Genomic DNA, 18518 nt, shown 5'->3' with positions numbered 1-18518 from the left:
TATTATTTTTTTACTGTACAATATTTTCAATTATAATTTTACAGAAATTAGAGATCTAAATGAACGCGGAACAACTAAAACAATTAGAAGACGATCTATGGGCTGCTGCCGACAATCTACGAGCAAACAGCGACCTTAAATCTAGTGAATACGCCACACCAGTTTTAGGGCTTATATTCTTGAAATTTGCTGATAACAAATATGCAGTAGCTGAAAAAGCCATTCTTGATGAGTATAACAAGCTAAAAGGTACTCGCCGAGAAAAACCAATCAGTGATGTTGCTATTGAAAAATGTGGTTTTTATCTACCCGATCACGCTCGTTATGACTATTTGCTAAATCTTCCCGATGAAGAAAATGTTGCTAAAAAAATCAAAGAAGCAATGCAAGATATTGAGCGTTATAAGCCTGAATTGGATGGGGTATTACCTAAAGACGAGTATTTTCCTCTTGCCCGAACCGATAAAACATTACCTTCGCAACTATTAAAGGCATTTTCTAATATTCCTCGTGATGCAAGTGGTGATGTTTTAGGCAAAATCTATGAGTACTTTTTAGGTAACTTTGCCTTAGCAGAAGGCCAAGGTGGTGGCGAATTCTTCACACCTACCTCAGTGGTTAGATTAATGGTTGAAATAATCGAGCCCTATAAAGGTACAGTATACGATCCAGCTTGTGGCTCAGGTGGTATGTTTGTTCAATCACAGCATTTTATTGATGATCATCGCCGCGAACTTATAGCTTTAGGGCAAAGCTATGAGCAAGATCAATTATTTGTTTATGGTCAAGAAAAGACTTTAGATACTGTAAAATTAGCTAAAATGAACCTTGCAGTTAATGGATTACGTGGTGATATTCGCCAAGCTAATAGCTATGCGGAAGATCCATTTAATAGCTTCGGAAAATTTGACTTTGTGATGGCTAATCCTCCATTTAATGTTGACGATGTGCCAATTGCTACTGTAGAGAAAGATGAACGTTTTAATACTTATGGTATCCCACGTAATAAAACCAAACCTAAAAAAAGTGAAGAAGGTAAAGAAACTGTACCCAATGCCAATTACTTATGGATTAACCTATTTGCCACCTCATTAAAAGATAAAGGACGTGCAGCATTAGTTATGGCTAACTCCACTAGTGATGCACGTCACTCGGAAGCTGATATAAGACAAACCTTAATTGAAAATAATTTAATTTACGGGATGCTTACTTTACCGTCCAATATGTTCTATACGGTAACCTTACCAGCAACATTATGGTTTTTTGATAAAGCTAAACAAGATAGCCGTATTCTATTTATCGATGCACGTAATATCTTTACTCAAATTGATCGTGCCCACCGTGAATTTAGCGAAGAACAGATTCATAATATTGCCATTATTAGTAAGTTACATAAAGGTAATCGTACAGCATTTATTCGTTTAATAGACAGTTATTTTGGTAAAGGAATGCAGCTACTGCTAATAAGTGAACAACAAATTGTTCCTATCAGTGAAAAGCTACTTGAAGTATTAGGAGAACAAATAGGTAAAGATACTGTAGATGAATTAGTTGAAAACTGGCAAGAAATAGCTCAATTACAGAAAGAATATCAAAATTACCAATCCCATATAAAAGGAAAGCTTACTGATAACAAATATATTGATAAAGTAAATCAAGCACAACAAGAACTATCAAATACTTTCCAGCCGTTCTTTAAATTATTACATAATAGTTTAAAGCAACTAGATAAAAATGTACGTCAACATGAGAAAACACAACAAGATATAGCTCATGCTGAAGGTAAACGTACTACAACCGACCGAAAAACTAAGCAATTAAAAGAAGCATTAGAACAACTACACCAAGCTTTAAAAAATGCAGAAAGCTTTTTTAAGCATATTAACTGGTTACATGAACGTTTTCCAAATGCAGAATATACAGATGTTATTGGACTTTGTAAGTTAGCTACACCTGATGAAGTTAAAGAACAGGATTATTCACTTAACCCTGGACGATATGTGGGGGTAGTAATTGAAGAGGATGGGAAAACTGAAGAAGAATTTATCTCAATGCTTCTTGAAACACAAGATGAATTAGAACAATTGACTGCCGCCGCCCAGACTCTTGAAATAATCATTTCAAAAAATATTAAGGCTCTCTGCGATGAATGAAACAAAACTATTTTTAGAACAGTGTTTTGAATTTATTAATGGTGGCACATGGAATGAAAATGAATATTCCCTAGAAGGTATTCATGTTGTTAAAGTTACGAACCTAGTGAATAGTGGCGTTGAAAGAAAAAAAGATGATAGCTATTTGCCATGGTCTAAATATGAAAAATACCAAAAGCATAAATTATTTGAAGGAGATGTTGTCATTGCAACAGTAGGGTCTCATCCAACACAACAAGGGTCAGTTGTTGGACGCACATCGAGAATTCCTAAAGACTTTGACGGTTCTTTTTTAAACCAAAATGCTGTGTGCCTCAGAAATAAAGATACTAATAAAATTAATTCCAGATACTTTTTTTATCTGACAAAAACAATACTATTTAAGGGATATATTGAAGGAAGAGCAAAAGGTAGTGCAAATCAAGTAAGGATGGCTCTTAGTGATTTAAAAAAATTTAATTATTATTTCCCCCATATTTCTTATCAACGCAAAATTGCTGCAATTTTGTCTACATATGACGATCTTATTGAAAATAATAATAAACGTATTGCATTATTAGAAAAAATGGCTGAAGAAATTTATCGTGAATGGTTTGTACATTTTCGTTTTCCAGGATATCAAGATATCAAATTTGAAAAAGGTATTCCAAAAGGTTGGTCTGTCAAATCCTTGGGTAATATTTTCGATACTGCTTCAGGGGGAACACCCTCTAGAAAAGATATAAGAAATTATAATGGAAAAATAAACTGGCTTAAAACAGGAGAGTTAAAAAGCATATTCGCATTTGAAAGTGAAGAAAAAATAACCTTATCTGGATTAGAGTCATCATCTGCGAAAATTTTCCCAATAAATACTATTGTGATTGCAATGTATTGCGCAATGCCAGATATATCAATTTTAGCTGAACCTGCAGCAACTAATCAGGCTTGTTGTGCCTTCTTACCAAAATTGGATTATTTTACATATCATTATAATTATTATTTAATTAAGTATGCACAACCCCATCTTATACAATACTCTCATGGTGCGGCTCAACAAAACTTGAGCCAAGATTTAATTAAACGATTTGAAGTATTAATTGCTAATGAGTTTATTATTAAAAAATATACATCAATAGTTGATCCACTATTTCAAGAAATAAAGATTATAATGAAACAAAATAAGATTTTGAGAGAATATAAAAATATGTTACTCCCACGTCTAATCTCAGGAAAACTTTCAGTAGAAAATTTAGATATCGCATTTCCTCCTAGTATGCAGCAAGAAGAAGGTAAAGTAGATTAGATAAAAAAGGAACTACTTATGGTAAAAGGTAAAGTAAAAAACTTCATCAGTGAAGACGATATAGAACAAGCATTATTGCAAAGCCTACAACACCTTTATGGCTTTGATATATTAAATTGCTTTACACCTAACCCTGAAACATTAAATGATGGTTCTAATCGTTCTGATAAACGTGATGTAGTACTTATTGATCGTTTACGTATGGCATGCCTTACCTTAAATCCTACAATTCCTATCGATGTAATTGAGGCTCAGGTACTATCTAAAATCATTGATCATCGTAATATGATGAGCCCAGTTATAGCTAATAAAGAACTCGATAATTTTATTCGTAACGGCGTACCGGTCATATATGAAGACAGTAAAGGTATAAAACAACAAGAGTTTGTTAAACTTATTGACTATAATCAGAAAGAAAACAATAGTTACCTAGCAGTCACTCAATTATGGATTAAATCAACTGTACAAGTTCCTTTTGCTGCTTATCGTCGTCCTGATATTATCTTATATATTAATGGGTTACCCTTAGTATTTATCGAACTAAAAAACTCTAATATCAAGCTTCGCTCAGCATATGAGGATAATTTAACTAGCTATAAACACGATATTCCCCAATTGTTTAATTATAATGTCTTTTGCCTACTTTCTAATGCAGTTGAAACCAAAATAGGCAGTTTTACTGCTGGTTGGGAACATTTCTTTAATTGGTTACGTGTAGATGATGAAAAAGAAACTATTAATCGTAAGGATATTGCTGAAGCAGGTACTAGCCTAGAACGTGTTATCGATGGTTTATGTAACCCCAACCGTCTTTTAGACTATATAGAAAACTTTATTCTTTTTCATAAAGATAATCTAAAAATTATTGCTCAAAATCATCAGTTTATGGGGGTTAATCAAGCATTTAATCGCTTTTTAAAACGTGATGAACTAGACGGTAAGCTAGGAGTTTTTTGGCATACTCAAGGCTCAGGTAAAAGCTTTTCCATGATATTTTATGTACGTAAGATTTTAAGGAAAGTAACGGGTAATTTTAGCTTTGTAGTAGTAACTGATCGACAAGATTTAGATGGGCAAATTTATCGTAATTTCTTAAATACGGGTACAGTAAATGAGAAAGACGCTGCTCAGCCTGCCAATGCAGAAGAAATGCGTAAGTTTCTTGGTCAAAATAAAAAAGTGATGTTTACCCTCATTCAAAAATTCCGTTTTACTAAGGGTAAAACTTATCCTCATTTATTTGATCCCGTCAAAGAACAGCGAGAAATTATAGTTATTGTTGATGAGGCACATCGTACTCAGTATAAAGACCTCGCTGAAAATATGCGTAGGGGATTAAAAGGTGCACATTTTATTGCTTTTACAGGTACTCCTCTACTAGGTAAGAAACGGAAAACTAGTGAATGGTTTGGTGACTATGTATCAGAATATAACTTTAAGCAAGCTATGGAAGACGGTGCAACAGTGCCCCTTTACTATGAAAAACGTGTTCCAGAAATGCTTATTCAAAATGATGATCTCAGCGAGGATTTTTATACATTATTAGAAGAAGAAAAACTTGATGACGCCCAGCAAGAAAAATTAGAAAAAACATATGCTAAAGAAATACAGATAATTGTTCGAGATGACCGTCTAGAAACACTAGCTCAAGATATTGTCTACCATTTTCCTCGTCGTGGCTATCTTGGTAAAGGAATGGTTGTCACACTGGATAAGTTCACTGCTGTCAAAATATACAATAAAGTTCAATCTCATTGGAAAGCAGAAATAAAGCGATTACGTGGTTTAGTTAAAACTACAGCCAATGAGATTGAAAAAGCTCGTTTCAAAAAAATTATCGACTACATGAAGCGGGTTGAAATGGCTGTTGTTATTAGCGATCCAAATGCTGATATAGAACGCTTTGAAAAAGCAAAGCTGGATATTAAACCGCATATTAAACGCTTAGAGCAGATTGATGAGCATGGGCATGATATTGAATATAATTTTAAAGACCCTGAACATCCTTTGCAGTTAGTATTTGTCTGTGCTATGTGGCTCACTGGTTTCGATGCACCAACTTTATCAACATTATATTTAGATAAGCCAATGAAAGATCATACGCTCATGCAAACTATTGCACGGGCAAATCGCGTAGCTGCTTATCGTATTAGAGGCTATAACGGGGAATTAATCGAAAAACGTAATGGCGAAATCGTCGATTACTATAATGTATTCCGTAATATGAAAAAAGCGTTACGCGATTATGCCTTAGGAGGGGATGATACAGAACCTCCTGTACAAGAGAAATCAGTACTTTTTAGCTTATTAGATAGTGCAATTTTACAAGCAGCTACTTGGTGTAAAACCTGCGATATTGATCTTTATAGCATTATTAACACAGAAAATACTTTCAAGAATATTACTCTATTTAAACAATATGCCGATATCTTGTTAAGTAAAGATGAATGGCGAAAAACTTTTTATGTATATGACAATACTATCTCTTCACTTTATGAAGCTAGTAAACCTGAAGTATTAGATCAAGAGCAACGCCCTTTAATTGCTATTATCCAATATTTACGTGGGATTGTGGACACACATATTAACCAAGCTGATATTGATGATGTTAATGAAAAAATTGCAGAACTATTAGATGAAAGCATGGTTGTTGATAACGGTGAGAAATTTGCTGTTAGGGAACACCAAGCCGAATACAAGATAGTGCAAAAGAACCGAGTGTGGGATCTCAGTAAGCTTAATGTCGAAAAACTTAAAGAAGAATTTGCTGAGACTCAATATAAACATATTGAGATTGCAGAGCTAAAAACATTTATTGAAGATAAATTACGACGAATGTTGGAAGCTAATCATACTCGAGTAGATTTCGCACAAAAATTACAGCAAATTGTCGATCGTTATAATGCTGGTGGCTCTTCTACAGAAAATTATTATGATGATTTGATGGCATTTACTGAAAGTATGAAGCAAGAAGATGAGCGCCATATAAGTGAAGGCTTAACGGAAGATGAACTTGAACTTTATGATTTACTCAAAAAAGATAAACTAACTAAAGCTGAAGAACAAAAAGTTAAACTTGCAGCAAAAGAACTGATTATAAAATTATTAGAACGTCACCCTAGAGTTTTAGTACAAGATTGGTGGAAAGATGGTCAAACTCAATTAAAAGTAAAAACAGCCATTGAAGAAGTACTTGATCAAAATTTGCCAGAAAGCTATAACCGTCTTGAGTTCAAGGAAAAGTGCGATAAAGTTTTTGAGCTTGTTATAGAGTTTGCTGCTCATCATAAAAAATGGGCTGCATAATTTGTGAGTGTTTTAACCACACATAACTCCAACTGATATACACCTTGATATGTTAAATTATATGAAGGACATTCAATTAAGTTAATTGATAAATATGACCTTCACTAAATTGTAATGACCTTCCAGAAAAATCGGAAGATAAATGTAACTGAGTTATTATGACTCCACGCTGTTAGTACCAATTATGGAGATTATATTATTGAAATATTTTCTTTTTGTATAAAATAACTTAGTATTATTTACGACTCTTTGTAATCCATTTAAGTATATAAATAAAATTATTGTAACTAAAAGCTATTTAGTCCAGAATATAGTCCAAAGGATAGCTTGATCAATAATAAATATAACTTATTCAATAGATTGTAGAGGTAATATGGATTACGTTTTCCGCTCCAAACTCATTCCAAAGTGAAAAATATTCAAATTCGAATTATCATTTATAAATTAGAAAATTCTAAAATTATAGACTAATGACAATCTTTTTATTGTTTCTTTATACCTATCTATTTTATCGTCTTATCTACTCTTATTGAGATCAGAAGTTTGGTATCGACTACACAATTTAAAAGAAGTAAGTCCCAACTATGAACCGGTTATATTTCTACTATAGAGTCGAATAGTTTTTTTATTTAATTATATATAACCTTATTTTGTTATGCTCATATATTCTATTAAACTATCAACAAATAACCTTACATTCAGCGGTAGGTATTTGGCATACGGATATAATAAAAAAATGGCCGTGTTGCGCCATTAAATTCCGTTAATACCTCAACGGGTGTTTGGTAGAAAAATAACTAAAATTAAATAAAACTGCAAGTAATAACTATTTATATGTTATTGATTGATAAATGTATAATCTTACTGCAAAATTAGCTAATAATTTTATTTACTTGCCAATTGAGTTAGTGATGGATGCTAAGAAAACAAATATTATTAATAAATTAAATAGTTTATTAAACCATCAGGTAACTTTAATTGCGGAAGATATTGATTATTTAAGTTATCAAACAACCTCTATTCCTTGTGATATTTCTGCTTATGATTCTTATAGAATAATGACTCAATCTCAACCTAAATGGCTTAAAATATTGTTTCAGATGAGGGATTTTTTAGCCAGAATGGTAGGAATTAGAACAATAAAAGGTTTTGAACAGTTAAGTGAAAATATACCTAATATTGGTGATATAGTGCATTTTTTTAACGTGATGGAGTTAGAAAAAAATAAATTAACTTTAATCATTAGAGATCATCATCTAGATGTTTGTTTACATCTTTGTTTAATTGAAGATAATGATAAACAAAATAAATTATATGTAATTACATCAGTCAAAAATCATAATTTTATCGGCAAGTTATATATGGCACCAGTGTCTGTACTACATCCATTGATAGTTAATAGATTATTGAAAAATCTTAAAGCTAAAAAATGAATTTACTAGTAAATCCGGATTGATTTTTTGATTGCACAATTAAACATCGTTAATTTTTTATGATTAAAGATCATAATAAGCCAAACTTTTTAGTTCTGAAAAATTTAGCTAAAGATTTACCTAAATAATTTAAAATATATAAGGAATATATAATGATAATTGTAACTTTTAAGTTTAAAAAACCTTTGGAAGAATTGTTAGCTAAATTTGAAGAACATAATAAATTTTTAGATGAGTATTTTGCCAACAATAAGTTTATCGCGTCTGGTCCTTTAGAGGATAAAACAGGTGCGATTATTGTAGTAATGAGTGATTCACTTGAAGAAGTTAAAAATATGATGAAATTAGATCCGTTTTGTATTTATGATCTTGTTGATTTAGAATTTACTTTATTTCAAGCGAATAAAATTTCTTCTAACTTATTAAGTAATTAAATTTACATTATCTGATTTAATGGGTTAAAAGTAGGTTGCATTCAATGCACCTACTTAATCGAATAATTTAGGAAATATTAAAAAACTTACTTCAATAAAACTAATTTTTTCTATCTAAAAACTATCCGTAGTACGATATCCCCCACCACCTGATGAAGAGCTCGATGAATAACCATTCCCACTGGATGAGGAGCTTGAAGAACTTGATGAAGTTCGACTACTACTGGATGACCAGCTTGATGATGAGCTACTTGAGCGCCTAGAAGATGATGAACTTGAGCTACTAGATATCGACCAGCCACTATCTGTACTTGAGGAAGTTGTATTATTTCTTAGCACGCGTCTAGCTAGAAGCTCCATAACGATTTTTTCAGGAGAATCACCATATTCTATTAAATTATTTAGTAGGTTATTAAGTGTTTTTGAAGAAATTTTATATTCATAAAAAGAACTAGGTATATTATTTTGCCTAAATAAATTCAATGTTTGATTAAAGCGAATAAAAATATCTTCAAGTTTGCCAATTGATTGTTGAAAATGAGGAATACGTTGTTCAAGTTGTTTTATTTGTTTACCTAATTCAGGAATTCTTTTAAGTAATATATCATCTTCTTTGGATTTAGTTTGTAAGGTTAGCTGTTCAAGTTTTTTAAGTGACTGATTTTGCAATAATTTACCCAGTTTTGAAGATAAATTTTTAAACTGAATGCTGTCTCCTGATTGTGTGTCATTTAATGTATTATAAGCCTCTTGCTTTTGGCGCTCAGCTTTAGCTAAATCATGTTCAATTTTTGCTAATTCAGTTTTTAATTGCGGCAGCTTCAAACTGTTTTCAACGTGTTGTTCTTTGCTATTTTTTTGTTTTAATGCCAAATCGTATAATTTTTTCTGATTATCGTATTTAAATTGCGATTCTTTCATTAAGGATTCAAGTATTTTTTGGTTTTTATAATTTTTATTGAAATGAACAAAATCAGCTAGCGATTCATCCAGATGTCTAAAAATCCAACGACCCTTATAATTATCTTCGCCATAGTTTCTCTTGATTAAATAATTGTAATAGCTATTTTTACTGTACTCGGCTAATTTTTTTGAGAACTCCTTTTGGCATGCTTCATAATCTTTGGTTACTTTTTCTAAACTTTCTTGTTCGATAGTAAAACGATTAAACGATGAAACGTAATCAGGATCGCTTTCCAGTTGTAGCACCTTTTGGGTGGTAAGTTCATCTAACTTTGCAAGAGTATTTGTCAATTGCTGTTGATATTGACTAGTTTGTTTTTCTAATTTACTAAGCTTGCTATTTAAGTCACTATATAGTCCTTGCAATTGCTTAATAATATTTTGGACTTGAAAATCACCATTTTCCGGTGATTCTTTTAAATAGATGGCAGCAATTTTTTGATAAATAATAGCCTGTTCATTCTTTAAATTCAGAATATTATCAAGGGTATCTTGCCTTTCTTGATAAGCCATATCTAAAGTGACTTTAATCCCTTGTGCTTGTTCGTAAATGTTATTTTCAACTATTTTGGTCTGCATGGTTTACCACTCTAAAATCCTACCTGATTTCACTGATTTTGGACAATTGAAAATTAAACGTCCTTTCGGTTTAGCACAGAGTTTATTGTTATCAATATGCCCATCTTGCATTTTATCGGCTTTAACACTGTTATATTTTTCTAAAGTGACTTGTTGACCAAATGTATTTACCAATTTTGATTCTCCAGTTTCAATACTTTGTACCCATAATGAATCTGAATGGTTATTGGTTGTCATTGGTCTGACAATCAAGTACCAAGATTTACCGTTAGTATTGTCATGAGTACGCTCTACTCCTGATTTATAATTTGGATGATCAACAATGGTTAACGTTAAATTGGTTTGTGCCAGTTTAATATAATAAGCCATCATTTCTTGATAATGCTCGACATGCTCAAAATTCAAATTTTTTAAATCAGAACTTAAGGCATTTTGTAAAGCAATAACCTCACTCATATCAGAGTTAGGTACGTTTAATGTTTGTAGTTGTTTAGTATCAGATAAAATTTTATTTTCAAGAGCTTCAGCACGCTCAACGGAATGATAAAGTGTTTCTATTGGTTTAACATCAATATCTTGTTGTCCTTGATTAAGATTATCAAGAATTTTATCAACAGAAATTTGTAAAATAGGGTATTTTTTAGTTGCCACTATAAACTCTTCACTTTGAATTAAGTTGGCTAATTTTTTATCCTTTTCAAGTAATTCACTTAATTCTGTTATTTGTCTGGTGATCTCAGGTAAAGAAGAAGCGATTGAGTTATCAAGTTCTTTCAGATCATTAAGTGTTTTCTGATTCATCTCAATCGTTAGCGATGAAATCTGTGTTGATTCAGTAACAGGAAGATTAATCTCTTGATTGAGTAATTGAGTGATTGATTTTTTTAATTTTTTTACAGGAACTTGTGCAAAGTAAACTGGAAGTTTATCAATTTGCAAAAATTTATTGTTAAGATCATTTAAGGTATTTTTTTGAGATAAAAAATGACTATAAGTCGTATCGATATTATCATAAATTTTAAGAATATTTTTTAATATGCTGAAGTTGATCAACAATAAAATAACTAAGATCGTCCCAATAAAAGGATAAAGTATATTTCTTTTTATGTAACAAAAAGCAAAAAAACGAATTAACCAACTACGTTTAGGTGCAATAAATTGTAATCTTTTGTTAAACCAAAGATTAATTCCCTTCTCAATGATTTCATCATTAACAATTTGCCCCTTAGCTTGATAATAATTTTTTATATTTTCTGCTAAGTTTGTACGCAAAGCGTTATGATCAAGGTGCTCAAGTAATAATTGTTGCTTTTGATAAAGTTCGTCAATGATTGCCATTGCACCTAGTTGGTCACTAAGCTTAATATTTGACATTAATTATTAGCCTTTAAAATAATATTATTAAAGCGTTGTTTACCGTCTTCAACAATACGATCTATCTCTTTCGCATTATCAATTGATTCATTACGTAATTCGATAATTAACTGCTGACTTGATTCTTGATAATTGACAATTGCATCGACCAAAGCACGTAACGAATCCGCTTTAATGGTTGAGCTATATCCAGCACGTAAACTTTCTTCTAATTGCTTATTACCCGCAGAAGCAATGCTTTCAATACCTTTATTCATGCCATCTTTCATCGCTTCTAACGTTTTAGTACTTTCGCTTAAACCAGTTAAGGAAGTGATTGATGCACTTAATGCAGTAAAGACAATTTCATTGGTGGAAAAAAAGCTAACACTTTGTTGATAAACTCTTTCTTTCACTGAAGTTGTTTGTTGTATACGGGCAAAAACGGCTTCTGCTGAATTATAAGAAACGGTTAAATTATTGGCTAAATCCAATATTATTTGATAACGGTTGTCTTCTTGTTGGACATTACGTAATGCTTCATCTCGGATAAGCTCTAAACGCGCTTTTGCCACATGATCATCTTCTTTAAAATTATCCACATCGTTAATGGCTAAAGATAATTTATCTTTACATTCTTCAAGACGAGCAGTTGCTATTTGAACTAATTCTTCGGCGGTGATTTGAGCTTGTTTCAATCCAAATCGAAAGTCTTGATAAGCATTTAGAATAATATGTTCACGTTCAATTTGATTGCCAGTTTCTTGTGATACTTGTAAATATGTCTTTTTTATAAGGTTGAATCGATCAGGAATAGAACCTCGTTGTAGTTTCATCCAACCTATTTTTATTTTTTCAAAAAAATCTAATCGACCATCATCCAGCCAACCTAGCATCTTTTCCATATCCGTTCGGATACTATCAAAATGATTAACAATTTTGGTATAACGTTGTGAAACTTCAACGCCATCAATTTGTTCACGAACTACTTGGTTAAAAGCACTTTGTTGTTGTAAAGTTCGTGCTATTGCTATAACTCGATTTTTATCAATCTCTGCAACATTATCCAATAACTTTAAAATTGGGGCATCGGCTTGTGGTTTAATAATAATTCCGATTTTATTTAATAATTGTACTGCTCTATCAATATAAGGTATGACCTGACTAGACATTTCTAAATCCTTTAATGTTTATTATTACATCGGCAAATTGGCTAAATTATATCTTAATATATTGTTTACAACAATTTATCTCAATGACCTTTTAGATTATTAAAATAACCATCAAAGACGATAGTTTTAAATATAAATGGCCATTAATCATGATTTAGTTTACTAGATGTGAAGGGTTTTCTTTTGCCTGATTTTCTATTTTGATTTTTACGTAGCGTTATTGATTTCGAATTCAAGTTATTGCAAGTGGCTAAAATTTCACCTAACTTATTAAATAATTAAGTTTATATTATCTGATCCGAGCAGATAAAAGACTGTTGCGTATAATAGATTGAATAATTTAGGAAATACTAAAAAAATTCACTCGTATAAAACTCATTTTCTTTTTTAGACGCATTAATATATTTTATTCTTTTAATTGCCAATTTACCTACTATGTGGTAAAAATGGCACTCTATTCCCGTCAGTTTTCTTTTTGTAAAATTTAAATTATTCATAATATAGTTTTTCTTTTTCTTTTTTAATTATTTACTAATTTAGTCTTATTGTTATTGATAAATTAAGTCTTTTTTTATTTATTCGAAATTTTGCCCGCTCCACAGTTGTATTGATTTCTTAGCTGTAATAAGCAAATTGCCATGCACTTAATAGCACTACTTAAAAATTCTCTATTAGATTTTTCAAATAAAAATGTTGTTTTACCAATATAGATTTATTTTGGAGAGGAAATAATGAATAAAGTATTTAAGTTAGTTTGGAATGCACAACGTCAAGCCTACATCGTTACATCAGAAAAAGCACAATCTAAAAGTCGATTATTTTTACTTAATTTATTACCAGCTATCAGTTTAATATTAGTTATGACACCAATGAGTTATGCTCAGTGTGATAATTCATTACTCGTTAATAATTGCAGCCGAAAAGTTACTAATAAGATTGCCAATAAAAATTTATCTAATAATCAATTATCTAATAAACAAATCAATGCTTATATTAACTCACTTTTTGGTGCCACTAACTTTAACAATCCAGTAGAAATATTACTATCCAGTCATATTGAATCTGATGATGATGGTTATAACTATACTGGTGATAATAGTGTTAGTGACATTACTTTATATCAATCTGCTGGAGATATTATTGGTGGCAAAAATGGTATTAATATTAACCATAATGGTAATGGTTCAACAGGTATTACGATTTCTAGTGATGTCACGGGTAAACAAGGTGATGGAATAAGAACTATAAATAGTACCTCTACTCAAGATCTAAACATTACCGAACTTGTTGGTGCTAATGTTCATGGGCAAGCCAATGGAATTAACGCCGTAAATAATGGACATGGTATAACAATAATTTCAACTGCGGACTCGGTTATCGGTGATGAACTTGATGGTATTTCGGCGGTAAACGATGGTGATACTCAAGGTTTAAAAATAATTCAATCAGCAGGTAATATTCATGGGAAAAAAAATGGTATTAATGCTGATAATAGAGGTAAAGGAAGAACAAATATTACTACCAATGGAGAAGTGGCTGGTGATGAAAATGAAGGTATTAATGCCGTTAATGAACAAAATGCCGGTGATTTACTGATTTCACAAAATGGTGGTTCTATTACTGGTGGACTTAATGGTATCAAAGCTAATAATCAGGGCAATGGTTCTACCTCAATTACGGTTACAGCTAATATTATTGGTCAACAAAATGATGGCATCAATGCCAATAATAGCAGCAATACGCATGATTTATCGGTAACTCAAAATTCAGGGGTTATTAATGGTAAATTAAACGGTATTAATGCTGTTAATAATGGCAATGGATCAACTATTGTCACAACTTCAGGCACAGTTACTGGTAATGAAAAAGATGGGGTAAATATTACTAATCAAGCCAATACTAATAAATTAACCTTTAATCAATTAAAAGGTGAAATTACGGGTAAAGAATACGGCATAAATATAGTTAATAATGGTAATGGTATAACTTCGATTTCAAGCCATGGAGCGATCGAAGGACAACAAAAAGATGGTATACAGGTTACGGGTAGAGCCAACACAACTGATCTAAACGTTAATCAAACCGATGGTAGTATAAAAGGTGCACTTAATGGAATGAATTTGACTAACCAAGGGACAGGTTCAACTTTAATTACTACTAATGGTGAAATCAGTGGACAACAAAATGATGGCCTTTATGCAATTAATCAAGCTAATACCCACGACATGACGGTTAATCAATCGGCAGGGACTATTTTGGGTCAATCTAATGGTATTAATATTCACAATGGTGGCAATGGATCTTCTATTATTGGTAGCTCAGGTAATATAACCGGAGAAACTAATTATGGTATTGTCGCTGTTAATGAGACTAATACCAAAGATCTTACAATTATCCAATCATCAGGTAATATTAATGGTAAACAAGATGGTATTAATATTGAACATAAAGGGACTGGGTCTACAACGATTTCAACTGCAGGACAAGTATTAGGCTATCAAGGTAATGGTATTTATGCTGTAACTCAAACAAACAGCCAAAATTTAACTGCAAAACAATCATCTGGCCGTATCTATGGCAAAAAAAGTGGTATTAATTTTAATAATAATGGTAATGGATCTACATATGTTAATACTTTTGGTGATGTCATTGGCGAAGAGAATGAAGGGATCTTAGTCAATAATGACATTCATAGCCAAGATGTCAATGTGATGCAGACATCAGGCCAGATTAAAGGTAATGCTAATGGGATTAATATTACTAATAAAGGTAGAGGTAAAACAACAGTAACTTCATCAGGTGATATTATCGGTAGTCAATATAATGCCATTACATTACTCAATGATCAAAATAGCCAAGATATCACGGTGTCACAATTAGATGGTAATATGCAAGGGGAGTCATACGGCATGTATATTACTAATAATGGCAAAAGTACCACCGCGATCACAACTTCAGGCAATGTAACTGGTGATCAGAATGATGCAATCCGTGTGATTAACAATAATAGTGCTACGGATTTAAAAATCAATCAATTAAAAGGTAATATTACTGGTAATCAAGATGCTATAAATATAGAAAATAATGGCCAAGGATTAACCAATATTACTACTTCAGATAACGTTATCGGTAAACAACGTGATGGTATAGCAGTGAAAAATGGTACTAACTCTAAAAATCTTACTGTTATCCAATCAGCAGGTGAAATTAATGGTAATCGCTACGGAATATATGCAGTCAATAGTGGTCAAAACTCAACGGTAATTAGTATTGCAGGTAAAGTCATAGGTAATAATAGTGACGCTATTTTTGCTGTTGCAGAGTCTGCTACTTATAACTTACTTTTTAGTCAAAATAGAGGTAGTGAGATTAATGGTAAGCTCAATAGTGTCAATCTTACCAACAATGGTCAAGGTTCAACGAATATTAAAGTTGCAGGTAAAATCATTAGCCAAACATTAGATGCTATCATTGTAGCTAATGATGCCAATACTAGTAGTCTATCCTTTAAACAAGAAGCGGATAGTAATATTCAGGGAGAGATAAATGGCGTTAATCTCACCAATAAAGGACGAGGGTTAACTAATGTTATAGCTCAAGGAGTTATTAGTGCTAATCAAGGTTCAGGCATATTAGCCGCTAATGGTGATACCGCAACAGATTTATTTGTTAAACAATCCAATGGCATCATCAGTGGTTTTGATAACGGTATTATGATGACCAATAATGGTACAGGTATGACTGAACTTGATATATCAGGAAAGGTAGTTAGCCAAAATAATATCACGGGTATAGGTATTAATACTTCTGGTAAAGAAGGTCTTAAAACTTATATCAATTTAAATCAGGGTGCTGATGTATCCTCGGCTAGTGGTATTGCGATTAAAAATGAAACAACTGATTCAATTATTTACCTTAATAATGGTTCTAAAGTTAGTGGTCAAATTAGATTGGGTACTGGCAATGATACCTTATTTATCAATGAGGGTGCAGATATATCACAATTGACAGTCGTTGATGGGGGCAATAAATTATTTCGCGTAGATGGATCGTCTGATGTTGATAGCCTTAACCTTAATACTCATCTTATTGGTTCATCAACCTCTAATGGTTCGATAGGTGATGTGGCTATTATTGGCTGGGAAAATATTAATCTTAGTAGTATTGCTAGACTAACACTCACTGGTGATTTAAATACTGATAAATTAACTATTAATTCAGGTGCTATGGTGGATCTTAAATCTGGTCTGCACCAATCTAATATTAGTGGTAGTGTTTATAATAGTGGTGTGATTACCCTCGGTAATCAATTTGCCGGTGACCGTTTAACGATTAATGGTGATTATATTGGGGATGATGGTAAGTTAATTTTTGATACAGTTGTACAAAATAGTGATAGTCCAACTGATCGATTATTTGTACAGGGTAATGTTTCGGGTAATACTTTTATAGAGATTAATAATATTGATGGTTTAGGTGCTGATACTAGTAATACAAATGGTATTGAATTAGTGCATGTTGATGGATCAAGTAGTAATGATGCTTTTAAAATGCGACAAGAGCATCTAGATGTGGGTGCATATGAATATTATTTACATAAAGGTGATCTTAACAATCAAAATAATAACTGGTATTTGCGTTCTTACTTGCCAAATAATCCCAATAATCCCAATAATCCCAATAATCCCAATAATCCAAATAATCCAAATGATCCCAATAATCCAAATAATCCAAATGATCCCAATAATCCTAATAATCCCACAGACCCAACTCATCAAAGTGATCCACAAGAACCTACAGATCCAACTATAAATCCCTTTCCTGAACCAGAAAAACCAGCCAGAATAAAAACTTATCGTAAAGAAGTATCGATGTTTGGTGCAATAGCTGAACAACTTCGTTTAGCAGATAACCTTATGCAAAGTAATTTACATCAACGTATTGGTAATGCGCCATTGTTGGATTCATCAATAGGGTGGGGAAGAATTATCACTAAACGTATTAATGTAAAACAGAATGGTACAGCAAATGCAAACAGTAAAGGCAACTACTCAGGTTTCCAATTGGGTAGTGATATTTGGCAAAATGACGATTGGCGAATTGGGGGATATTTCGGTTATCTACATGGTAATTTAAGTGTTGATGGCTTTGCTAGTGGTAGATATGGGCGTGTAGGTAGTAATGGTATTAATTCATACTTTATGGCTGCTTATGGTACCTATATGCAAAACGATGGAGGGTATTTCGATATGGTCTTACAAGCTGCTCGTCACCGAGCTGATGTAAATCCAAATAGTAATAAAAATAGCAAACAAAAAGCAAATAGTTTGAATGCCTCCATTGAAACGGGCAAACCATTTGGGTTATTCGATAGTAATTGGAAAATCGAACCTCAAGCACAAGTGATTCATCAATTGTTAAACTTAAAAGATAGTCATATCAATGGTAAAACTACAGTAAAACATAGTGATAATAATGCTTTGCTATTGCGTATTGGGGCTAGATTTGAAGGTGACTATAAAGTTGATAATGAATTATGGCGCCCTTATGCACGGGTAAACCTTTTCTATTCACCAAGTGGTGCTGATCATGTCACTTTTGCTAGTAAAAATGCTACTACTAAGTTTAGTAATGGGGTTAAATCATTTAGTTCTGAATTAGCCATTGGCGGTAGTTATGAAGTTAATAATCAAATTAATGCATATAGTGAAATTGGTCACACATTGACTCATGGTGGCGATGCCAGAGTTAAAGCTCCAATTAGTGCTTCTGTAGGTATACGAGCTAAATGGTAAGTGTAAAAAAATCACAATAAATTTGTAAAGCCGATATTGTATGTT

9 protein-coding genes are annotated in these 18518 nt (G+C 32.1%); 6 read left to right on the top strand and 3 right to left on the bottom strand.

Going from position 1 to position 18518, the window contains the following annotated elements:
- Positions 1-59 precede the first annotated feature (59 nt).
- The 5 genes from B6C84_RS05130 to B6C84_RS05110 all read left to right on the top strand — a co-directional run bounded on the left by B6C84_RS05130 (position 60) and on the right by B6C84_RS05110 (position 8611).
- On the top strand, positions 60-2153 hold the full coding sequence (locus tag B6C84_RS05130; RefSeq protein WP_086319905.1) for a type I restriction-modification system subunit M: 2094 nt from the start codon (positions 60-62) through the stop codon (positions 2151-2153).
- On the top strand, positions 2146-3438 hold the full coding sequence (locus B6C84_RS05125; RefSeq protein ID WP_086319906.1) for a restriction endonuclease subunit S: 1293 nt from the start codon (positions 2146-2148) through the stop codon (positions 3436-3438). The genes B6C84_RS05130 and B6C84_RS05125 overlap by 8 nt, the downstream gene beginning before the upstream one ends.
- An 18-nt stretch (positions 3439-3456) precedes the next feature.
- Positions 3457-6744 (top strand): type I restriction endonuclease subunit R, encoded by a 3288-nt coding sequence (locus B6C84_RS05120; protein ID WP_086319907.1) that lies wholly within the window; start codon positions 3457-3459, stop codon positions 6742-6744.
- Between the two features lie 851 nt (positions 6745-7595).
- The gene (locus B6C84_RS05115; RefSeq protein WP_086354232.1) at positions 7596-8177 is read left to right on the top strand and encodes a DUF2867 domain-containing protein; all 582 of its coding nucleotides are present in this window, start codon (positions 7596-7598) and stop codon (positions 8175-8177) included.
- 152 nt (positions 8178-8329) lie between these two features.
- Positions 8330-8611: a YciI family protein gene (locus tag B6C84_RS05110; RefSeq protein ID WP_086319863.1), complete on the top strand. Its 282-nt coding sequence runs from the start codon at positions 8330-8332 to the stop codon at positions 8609-8611.
- Positions 8612-8725: 114 nt separating this feature from the next.
- On the opposite strand, the gene B6C84_RS11630 is transcribed toward B6C84_RS05110, so the two are convergent.
- From B6C84_RS11630 to B6C84_RS05095, 3 genes are read right to left on the bottom strand one after another with little or no spacing between them, the layout of a single operon-like run.
- Positions 8726-10153: a coiled-coil domain-containing protein gene (locus B6C84_RS11630; protein WP_086319865.1), complete on the bottom strand. Its 1428-nt coding sequence runs from the start codon at positions 10151-10153 to the stop codon at positions 8726-8728.
- A 3-nt stretch (positions 10154-10156) separates the two neighbouring features.
- Positions 10157-11527, bottom strand: coding sequence for a DUF6384 family protein (locus B6C84_RS05100; RefSeq protein ID WP_086319867.1), 1371 nt, complete (start codon positions 11525-11527; stop codon positions 10157-10159).
- The gene (locus B6C84_RS05095; RefSeq protein ID WP_065579346.1) at positions 11527-12678 is read right to left on the bottom strand and encodes a merozoite surface protein 3b; all 1152 of its coding nucleotides are present in this window, start codon (positions 12676-12678) and stop codon (positions 11527-11529) included. Before B6C84_RS05095 ends, B6C84_RS05100 begins: the two co-directional genes overlap by 1 nt.
- Before the next feature lie 731 nt (positions 12679-13409).
- Here B6C84_RS05095 and B6C84_RS05090 point away from each other — a divergent pair.
- The gene (locus tag B6C84_RS05090) at positions 13410-18473 is read left to right on the top strand and encodes an autotransporter outer membrane beta-barrel domain-containing protein (protein ID WP_086354355.1); all 5064 of its coding nucleotides are present in this window, start codon (positions 13410-13412) and stop codon (positions 18471-18473) included.
- Positions 18474-18518 lie beyond the last annotated feature (45 nt).

It is taken from the genome of Gilliamella apis, assembly GCF_002142155.1.
In the GTDB taxonomy this organism is placed as follows: domain Bacteria; phylum Pseudomonadota; class Gammaproteobacteria; order Enterobacterales; family Orbaceae; genus Gilliamella; species Gilliamella apis.
The sequence above is the reverse complement of the archived record's forward strand: the minus strand, read 5'-3'. Positions and strand labels throughout refer to the sequence as shown.